This window comes from Bartonella sp. AD328YNZD (assembly GCF_042196425.1).
In genome coordinates this window covers 1-11637 of sequence record NZ_JBHIQG010000051.1, presented here as the reverse complement: position 1 = coordinate 11637, position 11637 = coordinate 1, and the positions used below count along the sequence as shown (strand labels likewise).

The window sequence follows — 11637 nt, the reverse complement described above, 5'->3', positions numbered from 1 at the left end:
GCTCTTAGGAAAACAACGTCATAAAACGCAAAATAGACCAGCAATGGATTGGAAAGATGTCACTGCCTTTTATCAAACGCTTTGTAAAACACAAAACATAAAATATCTGGCTTTGCATTTGCTTATCCTTACAGGCGCTCTCTCTAGCTCTTTACGTCATATTCATAAAGACCAAATTTATAATGATATATGGACTATCCCTGCTGAAAATATGAAAGAAAAGCGCGATGCTACAACAGAATTTCGCGTACCTTTATCATCAGAAGCACTAAAAGTAATTGTCGAACACATGGTCGAAATGATGACAGTTGATCATTGAACCCACATCCTATCATACCAACAACTTCCAAATCAAAATGATCTTGCTAACCCTATAGTTCTCCTGTCTATAAACTAATACAATCTTCCAGTTAATGAAATGTGCTACCTTCCATCGGTGATCGCCATTTTCAGTTCATGTAACACAATACAAATAGCTTTTAGATAAGCTCTAACATGCCCCTAATCGCTATTATCGCTTGCTAAATTAAGAGAAATTAAGTTATAAATCTTACTCTCACCTTCTCTATCCATTTCTCCCACCAGGGTTGAAATAGATTTTTTATTCTTAACTCTCTTTTTATGCCAATATATGTACTTCATTTGAGAAACTTTCTGATAGCTCAGCTTTCAACACAGCCCATTTTGTGGTATTGTGTAAAAATCTCTCTTTTTAATGTTAACATAAAAATCTTGAGACAATTATATAAATTAAGCTACAGTTTTCTACTTTCTGTTGAAAAAAGCAGATATAATTTTTATCAAAAAAGCTTTTTTCTAGGAAATGTTCTATGTACATTCAAATAGAATCCTAAAGCTCTTTATTAAACCTTATAAAGTTCTTTGAAAATGATATTAATATCGTAATATAACCCTAAAAATAAAATCTGCCCTTTCCTTTTTCATCAAAAGCGGTAAGTAAATTACCGTATATCGCTTACATAAAGGGGAAAACACAATGCTTAAAGAATTCAAAGAATTTGCCCTAAAAGGTAATATGATTGATCTTGCTATCGGTGTGATTATAGGGGGTGCTTTTGGTAGCTTGGTCAACTCAATTGTCAATGATATTTTTATGCCAATCATTGGACTGATTACAGGTGGGATTGATTTTTCTAATATGTTTATTCAACTTGCTGGCGAAAAACAAGCAACATTGAGTGCCGCCAAAGCAGCTGGAGCAACCATTAGCTATGGACACTTTATTACTTTACTTATCAATTTTCTCATTATTGCTTGGGTTCTTTTTTTATTCGTTAAGGCTATGAATAAAATTCGTAGAAAAGAAGAAGAAAGCCCCAAAAAAACGTCTTCAGAAGAACAACTTTTAATAGAAATTAGAGATCTTTTGGCTAAGAAAAAATAATTTTATGCATGATTAACCTCATGGAACACGAGGAAAAAACATTTCCACAGTTGTTCCATGGTTTGGTTTTGAGAACAGTAAAAATTGTCCTCCTCTTTCTTCCACCATTGCTTTACACATTGGGAGGCCTAAACCTGTTCCCATAAAAGCGCTATCACCAGATCGGCCATCTTTGCGCTCTACTTGGCCATAAGGTTGCAGTGCCTGTATAATCTCTTCTTCGCTCATCCCTATACCATTATCGCTCACTGAAATTTTTACACGTTCTTTTCTATAAGAAACGTGAACAATAATCTGCCCACCCAATGGCGTAAAACGAATGGCATTAGAGAGAAGATTCCATATAATCTGGCGAAACACTTGTCGTGATACAGGAATAAATGGAACGTGAGGTGGAGCAACAATACGCATGATAATGCCGTTCTGATTAGCTTGAGTTTCAAGAAAAGCGATCGTCGCACGTAAACAAGATATCACATCAAATGTTTCAGAAATAAGGGAAGTATCAATCTGGTTATCGGAATCAGAATAATTTATCTTCGAGCACTCTAGTAATTGATTAATCAGCGATAATATATGTTTTCCAGAGGAAATAATATCGCGTAAATATCCATGATAGCGCTCATTTTCTATCGAACCAAAACGGCCTTCTCTCATAATTTCTGCAAAACCAATAAGAGCATTCAAAGGTGTTCGTATTTCATGAACAACTCCAACGATTTTATCCTCTTCTGCTTTTTTTTCTCCTGATGGAACTGTTTGTGTTATATCACGCAACATAACAGCATAATTGCCTTGCTTTGCCAAAAATACAATCGTTATCAAAACGGTTATATTTTTATGATTTTTCGTCATTAAATCAGCGCTTTCACTGCGATTTAAAACCTGATTTTTCCCCTCTATACGGATTGATTTAAAATATTTTTCAACCAAAGGTTGGCTTTGCAAAGTAAATAATGAAGAGAATGGCTGTCCTCGTAGTTCATTTATTTCATAACTCATTAATGCTAAGGCTGCCCTACTCGCTGATTGAATAAAGCCCTGTTTATCCAACCATAAAACACCATCAGTTGCTGTATCCAACAATGATAAAACTGCAGCTGGCTCTTTTATGAGAGCCTGTTCTATAGCATTTACCGACAATGTCTGTGCATATGGTAACTGAATAGCTGTCTCTTCAAAAAAATTCTCTTCTTCTTTTTCCGATGAATTCAATTCATCACGCAATTGCTCGGCAATCTCACGAAAAGCTGATCGTTCTATCTCAGAGAGACACGGCATTTCCGTCTTCAGCTTTTCATCTCTTTTTTCTTGGACTTTTTCTCGTACTTTTAAAACACCAAAGCCGCAAAATCCCTTAAGCTTCTTTTTAACATCAAAAATTGGTAAAGCAGATAACTCAACATCAAGCCATTGTGAACAGCCATCAACAGGCCATTGAACAATCTCTTCATTCCAAGGTACAGCCGCTTCAATAAAACGGCTAAGAATCCGATACCGCTCATCATTAAATTGATAAGCAAGATCATGAAAACTACATCCTAAAATAGAGGAAGAGAGAGGCCCAACAACTTCAGCTAACTCTTTTGAAACTTCACAAAATAAACCATTGCTATCAATTTTCCACGTAAAAGGTCGCGGCAAAAGCTCTGGTGTAAAACGAAAAGCTTCTTGCTTACATTTTAATTCATTTGTATTTAACTTCAACTCATCTTCTTTTAATGGCATAACTAAAACTAAAAAAGTATTGGATTTACTCTCAAACGAATAATGCTAATCTTTTACAAGTACCTTCTCTGGTTACAATACTCTGACATCTTGTATCAATTGTCTGTAGCAAAATTTTGACTGCTTCACCAACAAAACAAAAATAAAAAGAATTCCCTAACACTGTTACTTATTCACCTATTAAGGTAATAAGATTTGTCACCTTAATAGGAACATGATCCTCACATAAAATAGTCACCAAAAAAAGAATACACTTAATTTTGCGCATTCATGCGCCTGTTTTAAAGAGATATATCCACGATCCCCAAACTTATTTACGACGTCCCCCGTAAATGGTGCGCTATAAAGATCACCATAGAAGATATCAAAGCATTGTGTATTACCATTTTATACTTACGCAAAAATCAGCCAGCACCATCATTATACTTTCCAGCTCCTCATGTTGCCAATAGTTTTTGGCATTTGAATGCCCTCATCAGAGGCATTTAAATTCCTTTTTTAAATGTTTTTTACCCATACGCTAACTTAACTTATGATATACAAAAAAATGGTTTTGACTATTCAACATGGAATAGATTTGAAATGAAAAAATCTTACGATATTGGAGACTTTTATTCACACAAATAATGATAAACTACCATTATAAATCAGTATATTGCATGATAAAAATCCGAAATTAAAAATTTCTTTTTCAAATAAAGTCTCGTAAGAATATCTTTCTTGCACTGACAGTATCAAATGATAATAAATTCAGCGTAGCGCTTTAAAGCACCCAACGCAACAGACCTTGTATATTGGATACTCTTCTTATGATATTCTCCATAATCGCCCAAAGACCTTTTTTTCATTAAAATCGCGACAGAAAAAAACAAAAAATATATCACCACACTACTTGACTCAAGAATCTCTCTGTAAATAGAATAGAAAACAAACATCACCGGTCTTCATATAAAGATTTGTTTAATTTCTTTACATTCCAGATCATCGAGAAAACTAAAAATATCTTACAATCTCCTTTGATATCAGCCTGTTTACTTCATCAGCAGTTTTAATACAAAAAATCACTTTTGCTTTATAACTCTCTACTCAATTTTTTAATAATTATAAAAGATAAATACGTGTAGCCCATTTTCTCTGAAAAAATAAAACAAGCACATTTTAATAATGACTGTCAGACATTTTAAAAATTTCCCATTTTAAAATGTGCTTGTTTATTTCCCTTCATTGAGTAGAATTTCACGTTTTCCAACATGATTAGCGGCTCCAACAATGCCTTTTTCTTCCATCTGTTCGACAAGAGAAGCTGCTTTATTATAGCCGATTGAAAGTCGACGCTGAATATAAGATGTTGAACATTTTCTATCACGCATAACAATCTTTACAGCTTGATTATAAAGTCCCTCACCCTCTTCATCAAAATTTTCGTCCTCAGAAACTCCAACCGTTGAATCAGCAGAAGCATCCTCTTTGTTATCGTCTTCATTATCCGTTACCGTTGCTAAATAATCAGGTTTTCCTTGCATTTTAAGATGTGCAACGATGGATTCAACTTCTTCATCAGAGACAAAAGGGCTATGAACGCGCACGATGCGCCCACCACCTACCATATGAAGCATATCCCCCTGACCTAAAAGCGTTTCAGCACCTTGTTCACCCAAGATCGTACGACTATCAATTTTTGAGGTTACTTGAAAAGAAATGCGGGTAGGAAAGTTCGCTTTAATTGTCCCTGTGATAACATCAACAGAAGGACGCTGCGTTGCCATAATAAGATGAATACCTGCCGCACGCGCCATTTGCGCTAAGCGCTGAATGGCATTCTCTATTTCTTTCCCTGCCACCATCATAAGATCAGCCATCTCATCAACAATCACAACAATATAAGGAAGCTGCGTGAGATCCATGGCTTCTTCATGATAAAGCATTTCCCCTGTTTCCTTATCAAAGCCCGATTGTACAGTACACATGATCGTTTCGCCTTTTTGAGCTGCAAGTGCAACGCGTGCATTAAAACCATCAATATTACGCACACCTAACTTAGCCATTTTGCGATAACGTTCTTCCATTTCACGAACCGCCCATTTTAAAGCTGTTACTGCTTTTTTAGGATCTGTTACAACAGGTGTTAAAAGATGTGGTATGCCATCATAAACAGAGAGCTCTAACATTTTAGGATCAACCATGATCAAACGACACTGCTTTGGTGTCATACGATAAAGAATCGACAAAATCATTGTATTAATTGCAACAGACTTTCCTGATCCTGTTGTTCCCGCAACCAATAAATGAGGCATTTTTGCTAATTCTGCAATGACCGGTTCACCATTAATCCCTTTCCCCAAAGCAAGAGCAAGTTTAAATTCACTTTCACGAAAAGAACGTGTTTGGATTAATTCACGTAAATAAACGGTTTCACGAACCGCATTGGGTAACTCAATCCCGATAACATTACGTCCAGGAATGACAGCAACGCGTGTAGAAATAGCAGACATAGAACGCGCAATATCATCAGAAAGATTAATAACGCGCGATGACTTTACACCCGCAGCAGGCTCAAATTCATACATTGTAACCACTGGCCCTGGATGTACATGGATAACTTCACCCTTAATACCAAAATCTTCCAAAACACTTTCCAAAAGTCCAGCACCACGTTCTAATGTTTCCTGAGGAATCATCGTACCTTCATGAAAAACAGGTTTCTGTAATAAACTGACCGGAGGAAACTCATAAACATCACAGTCAACAGAGTGCATATTTTGCACAAAAGCAGAATCATAATTGCCTAATGGCGCGCGGCTAGATTGGAATATTTTAGTTTTAACGTTTGCTTGCATCACAGACAAATCTTTTGAATTCTTTGTGACATCTTTTGTTACACAATCAACGGTATTATTAGCGATAGTATTATTGCTATTTTCAGTCTCTATACGAGCCCCAGCACCGCTTAACGCCTCAGTATTGTTTAACGCCTCTGCATCACTTGACGTATGAGCACAATCTTCAACAGAAAGCTTAGAATGATACTTTTTAGCCGTATCATTATTTGTATGCATTAAATCAGAAATTTGCTCAACACCTCGCATCCTTTCTGCTGGAGATTCTGATGTAATTGAATCATAAAGTTGTGGAAAGCGGTATTCAAGAACACGATAAAGAGCAGTTATTGACTCATCAAAGGCAGAAGGAATATGAGGTGTAATTTCATTTTTTGTGTCAATCGATGCATCCTCTTTTGAAGTTTGAGTATCCACATATTCAAATATCAAAGATTCACACTCAAAAAATGCATCATTGGAAAGGTGCAAAGCAGGATTCATTTTTTGTAGCACATTTTCTCCTGGTAATTTATGTTCTTGTTTATCCTCCTTAAGCGGAATATTTTCTGGTGACATACCAATAGTCTGTCGTGACAACTGCTGTAAAACTGTTGAATGACAAACTGACGTTTTATTCTCTATTGATTGAGGATTAATGACTTTTTTTGTGGATAGAACATTTTTCGTTTTCTTGTTACAGCGTACAATATCTGTAATTTGTTTTTGATCTTGTTTCGTAAAAATTTTAAACTGTTTTGCAAAAATTGGATCTGTTTCTATACGACGACGCAAAATCTCAACTTCTGGGGTACGCGTAAAACGGACATTTTTTCCGAGGGTAAATGCCTTTTTCCACACTTCCGGATAAGGAAATATCTCGGTAATCTTAATAGATAAATCTTCTCTTGATGCACCTTTTGTACCATCATCAGAAAAAGAAGATGTAGAAATAGATTTTGTTTTCGAATTATGCATGGCACCCAACAAATTTATAGCAATGAGAAAAATAATCTTTTCAAAAAGAATTCATAGAGACTATCGTATGAAGGTTAATAACCTTTTGCTGATAGCTACTTTTCAATAAAAAAAATAATGCCATAATGCATATTCATAATGTTTTTTCTTCCTATTTACGACGTAAATTACCCAGTTTATGGTGTCGTATAGCGCGTATTCCATTCGTTTTGAAAAAAAACTTCATGATAAAAAAGCTTCAAGGAAATTGTCTATACCTCTCTTTCTCTCCCTGTTCATAAAAGAAATTAGTCTCGATAATACAAATAGTTATATAAGCATTGCTCTATTAAATTCTTCATGCTCAATTACCATAATATAATCTAGTTTCTCGCGTTTTTATAAGATTACCCTTGTTATCCTCGTTTAAAAAGGCTTAGACTAAGATAATCATAATGACATAAACACAAATAGAAAAAAGGGAGCCAATTATGTTTAACAAACGGAAATTTTATATCAATGGTCTATGGGATAATCCAAGCACTCCTCACGACTTTGACGTCATTAATCCATCAACAGAAGAGGCTTGTGCTGTCATTAGCCTTGGAAGTACAAAAGATGCTGATAAGGCAATTAACGCGGCTAAAGAAGCGTTTCAAAAATGGAAAACAACGTCACCAAGCGAGCGTCTTGGATTCGTTGAAAAAATTCTAGAGATCTATGAAAAACGTTCCAAAGACATGGCAAAAACTATTTCAATGGAAATGGGAGCACCGATTGATATGGCGCTTAATGCGCAAACTGCAACCGGAAGTTCTCATATTCGCAATTTTATCAAAGCTTATAAAGAGTTTTCGTTCCAAGAAACTTTAATAAAGGGAAATGAGCAAGCCATCCTTCACTACGATCCTATCGGCGTTGTAGGATTAATTACGCCATGGAATTGGCCCATGAATCAAGTAACGCTTAAAGTTATCCCGGCTCTCTTGGCTGGCTGTACCATGGTGTTAAAACCCTCTGAAATTGCGCCTCTTTCTGCTATGCTTTTTGCTGAAATTTTAGATGAAGCAGCACTTCCAGCCGGTGTTTTTAATTTAATCAATGGTGATGGTGCGACTGTCGGCTCTTACCTCTCTGCACATCCAGATTTAGAAATGATCAGCTTTACTGGTTCAACCAGAGCAGGAAAAGATATTTCGAAAAATGCCAGCGCAACTTTAAAAAGAGTCTGTCTGGAACTTGGGGGAAAAGGAGCGAATATTATCTTTGCTGATGCCGACTCAGATGCTATTCAACGTGGTGCACGACATTGCTTTTATAATAGTGGACAAAGTTGTAATGCACCGACTCGTATGCTTGTGGAACAGAGCATCTATGACAAAGCCGTAAAAATAGCTAAAGATATTGCAGAAACAACAAAAGTAGGACCAAACTACCAAGAAGGAAATCATATTGGGCCTGTCGTTTCAAAAAAACAATACGATAAAATTCAAGAACTTATCCAATCGGGAATTGATGAAGGTGCAACTCTTGTTGCAGGCGGAATTGGTTTACCAAAAGGAATGGAACGCGGTTATTATGTTCGTCCAACAGTCTTTGCTGATGTAAAACCTCATATGCGTATTTTTAAAGAAGAAATCTTTGGTCCAGTTCTCTCGATTCTTGCTTTTAGTACAGAAGAAGAAGCCGTCGCTTTAGCCAATAACACTGAGTATGGTCTTACAAATTATATTCAATCACAAGATCGCAACAAATGTCGTCGTATTGCAGCACAAGTACGCTCTGGTATGGTAGAAGTTAATGGACATGGGTTACCCAGTGGAAGCTACTTTGGAGGTGTAAAATTTTCTGGGCGCGCCCGTGAAGGGGGACATTGGGGAATTAAAGAATTTCTTGATAGTAAAGCAATTTCATACTGGTAAGAGAATCTTATTAAAAACTTAATAGGAATCGTATGGTAATACAGAAAATAACGGATGAAGGTGCTCTTGGGCAACGTCTTGACCAGTGGCTCGCAAAACAATACCATAATGTGCTCTCACGTTCACGTTTGCAAGCCCTCATCCATGAAGGCTGTCTTAAGATTGATGGTCATCTCATAAAGGAACCAAAAACAAAATTAAAAATTAACCAAATAATTGAATTGGCAATGCCTGATCTTCGTGATGCAGAACCTAGCGCTGAAGCTATTGCATTGGACATCCTTTTTGAAGATGATCATATCATCGTTATTAATAAACCAGCTGGTCTTGTTGTTCATCCTGGGAATGGCAATTGGACTGGTACGTTGGTTAATGCTCTTATTTACCACTGTGGTAATAGTTTATCTGGTATAGGTGGTGTTAAACGCCCTGGCATTGTCCATCGTCTCGATAAAAATACAAGCGGTGTCATGGTTGTTGCAAAAAATGATCTGGCCCATAAAAGTCTTAGCGCTCAATTTTCTGATCATGGACGTACCTGCGCATTAGATCGACGTTATCATGCCTTGATTTGGGGGGCACCTCACCGTAATGTCTGGACAATTGATGCATCACTTGGTCGTTCGCCCCATAACCGAACAAAGCAAGCTGTTATTCATAGCCAAAATTCTTATGCTCGTCATGCTGTTACACATGTTTCTCTGCTTGAAAAATACGGTACTCATCCAGACTCAACGTCTTTTGCTAGCCTTCTGGAATGTCGTTTGGAAACCGGACGTACCCATCAAATCCGTGTTCATATGGCTCATATCGGACATCCTCTCGTAGGTGATACGGTTTATGGAAATGCTTTTAAAACAAAGTCAAATACCCTTAATCCCATTATTAAAAATGCAATAGATCAATTCAACCGACATGCACTCCATGCTGCAAGTCTTACTTTTGAACATCCTTCTACCGGTAAAGTTATGTCGTTTTCCACACCGCTGCCTCAAGATATGGCTAAACTTATTAAGCATTTTAAAAAAATGAATTGAAACTTTTCTCCTTCTCAAGATTTGACAATAAAATATCTTTTTTTGAACAAAATTCAAAAATATGCTAAAGTGAGGTTACAAGGGTAGTTCGCTATCTGAAACAGAGAATTTGCCTTATCAGGGAATTCAGACAAAAGGAGGGTGCTATATGGCCCATATGAATTTGTTATCAGTAATAACAGGTGATGGCGGTTTAAATCGTTACTTAGAGGAAGTCCGTCGTTTTCCAATGCTTGAACCAAAAGAAGAATATATGTTAGCTCAGCGTTACCGTGAGCATAATGACTTAAAAGCTGCGCATAGGCTGGTAACCAGTCATTTGCGTCTCGTAGCTAAAATAGCGATGGGATATCGGGGCTATGGACTCCCCATTGGGGAAGTCATTTCAGAAGGTAATGTTGGACTCATGCAAGCTGTTAAACGTTTCGAACCAGAACGGGGTTTTCGTCTTGCAACCTATGCAATATGGTGGATTAAAGCATCAATCCAAGAGTATGTATTGCGATCTTGGAGTTTGGTGAAAATGGGGACAACAGCCAATCAAAAGCGCTTGTTTTTCAACCTTCGTAAGATAAAAAGTAAACTTCAAGCCCTTGATAGCGGTGATCTCAACGCAGAACAAGTAAAAGAAATTGCAACACAGTTGAATGTTACGGAAGATGAAGTTGTTTCAATGAATCGCAGGCTTGGTGGTGACACGTCACTCAATGCACCGATTCGAACAAAGGAAGGGGAAAACAGCGAGTTGCAAGATTGGTTGGTGGATGAATCTAACGATCAAGAACAAATTTTAATTGAAAAAAGTGAATTAGAAAATCGCCGTTCCATGCTCATAAATGCCATGGACAATCTCAATGAACGCGAAAAACGTATATTCAAAGCGCGTCGTTTAAACGATATCCCACTAACCCTAGAAGAACTCTCTGGTGAATTCAATATTAGTCGAGAACGAGTAAGACAAATTGAAATGCGTGCATTTGAAAAAGTGCAAAACTTTATCAAAGATTCTACTTTATCTCAAGCTCAAGTATAAAATTCTAGAATTAAGTATAAAGCCAATTGTTTGCACATTCTTAAAGTAAAAATGAAAAAAGGCATATATTGGCTTTATACGGGTAAATTAGCCTATCTAATTTTTTGAGTTATTGATGTATAGGCTTTGTTGAGCGCATTTGGTATAATTGATAGAAACAGATATAGAGAATTCTTCACAGCCGTTTATTTTTTTGCATCTATGTTTTATTTTTTTGACCAAGAACTGTTAACTTATCTTGTTGTGCAAGCCATTGTCCAATAACTTCATTAAAAATAGACTTACCTGTTGGTCCTTTTGCAAAGGTTAATTCACTTATACGCCCGTTTTTATCCGTTAACACCAAACGCATCCAATCTAATTCTCGCATCAATTGTAAATTTCGATCAAGAAATGGATGATTTCCACTCAATGCGACAAGAAAAAAGTCATCGTTAATCTTTGCAGCAATAGTTCTTGTTAAAGCCAGTCCAATGGATTGTTCACTTGCTTTAAAGGTTAATGCTTGAACATTGCTTATAGCTTTACCTAAAAATTTATCCGAAAGAATAAAAATAAGGTCCATAATATACGCAGCAGGAAATGACTGATCGGTATTACGACGTAAAATTAACCGTAATGATATCCCTTCATCAGGAATTGTTATATCACCTTGTATAGTTGTTTCTTCTGGAGCCCCCTTCACATAAGACTCCTTTATAAGCGTCCAGCGAACACTTCCGGTTGCCATCTTTTCTGC

The 11637-nt window shown here is 36.6% G+C and carries 6 protein-coding genes and 2 pseudogenes; 5 read left to right on the top strand and 3 right to left on the bottom strand.

Going from position 1 to position 11637, the window contains the following annotated elements; translation table 11 throughout:
- Together ACFIO3_RS04090 and mscL are read left to right on the top strand one after the other, a co-directional pair.
- Positions 1 to 280: pseudogene (locus ACFIO3_RS04090) on the top strand (integrase); the annotation flags it as partial.
- A 717-nt stretch (positions 281 to 997) separates the two neighbouring features.
- The gene (gene mscL, locus ACFIO3_RS04085) at positions 998 to 1405 is read left to right on the top strand and encodes a large conductance mechanosensitive channel protein MscL (RefSeq protein ID WP_375607446.1); all 408 of its coding nucleotides are present in this window, start codon (positions 998 to 1000) and stop codon (positions 1403 to 1405) included.
- 18 nt (positions 1406 to 1423) lie between these two features.
- On the opposite strand, the gene ACFIO3_RS04080 is transcribed toward mscL, so the two are convergent.
- Entirely contained in the window at positions 1424 to 3112 is a 1689-nt protein-coding gene (locus ACFIO3_RS04080; protein ID WP_375607447.1) for an ATP-binding protein, read from the bottom strand.
- A gap of 1232 nt (positions 3113 to 4344) precedes the next feature.
- Complete coding sequence (locus tag ACFIO3_RS04075; protein WP_375686756.1) at positions 4345 to 6927, bottom strand: DNA translocase FtsK; 2583 nt, start codon at positions 6925 to 6927, stop codon at positions 4345 to 4347.
- A 470-nt stretch (positions 6928 to 7397) separates the two neighbouring features.
- On the opposite strand from ACFIO3_RS04075, the gene ACFIO3_RS04070 reads away from it, so the two are divergent.
- The 3 genes from ACFIO3_RS04070 (at position 7398) to rpoH (ending at position 10898) form a co-directional block, all read left to right on the top strand.
- Entirely contained in the window at positions 7398 to 8828 is a 1431-nt protein-coding gene (locus ACFIO3_RS04070) for an aldehyde dehydrogenase family protein (protein WP_375686757.1), read from the top strand.
- A gap of 32 nt (positions 8829 to 8860) precedes the next feature.
- On the top strand, positions 8861 to 9865 hold the full coding sequence (locus tag ACFIO3_RS04065) for an RluA family pseudouridine synthase (RefSeq protein ID WP_375608649.1): 1005 nt from the start codon (positions 8861 to 8863) through the stop codon (positions 9863 to 9865).
- A 148-nt stretch (positions 9866 to 10013) separates the two neighbouring features.
- The gene (gene rpoH / locus ACFIO3_RS04060) at positions 10014 to 10898 is read left to right on the top strand and encodes an RNA polymerase sigma factor RpoH (protein ID WP_375607451.1); all 885 of its coding nucleotides are present in this window, start codon (positions 10014 to 10016) and stop codon (positions 10896 to 10898) included.
- A 199-nt stretch (positions 10899 to 11097) separates the two neighbouring features.
- Here the strand turns inward: rpoH and ACFIO3_RS04055 are convergent.
- A pseudogene (locus tag ACFIO3_RS04055) lies at positions 11098 to 11637 on the bottom strand (hypothetical protein); the annotation flags it as partial.

What these genes read in the sequence shown, in the direction of transcription:
- mscL (WP_375607446.1), top strand. Translation starts at nt 998, where the DNA reads ATGCTTAAAGAATTCAAAGAATTTGCCCTAAAAGGTAATATGATTGAT.
- ACFIO3_RS04075 (WP_375686756.1), bottom strand. Translation starts at nt 6,927, where the DNA reads ATGCATAATTCGAAAACAAAATCTATTTCTACATCTTCTTTTTCTGAT.
- ACFIO3_RS04065 (WP_375608649.1), top strand. Translation starts at nt 8,861, where the DNA reads ATGGTAATACAGAAAATAACGGATGAAGGTGCTCTTGGGCAACGTCTT.
- ACFIO3_RS04070 (WP_375686757.1), top strand. Translation starts at nt 7,398, where the DNA reads ATGTTTAACAAACGGAAATTTTATATCAATGGTCTATGGGATAATCCA.
- rpoH (WP_375607451.1), top strand. Translation starts at nt 10,014, where the DNA reads ATGGCCCATATGAATTTGTTATCAGTAATAACAGGTGATGGCGGTTTA.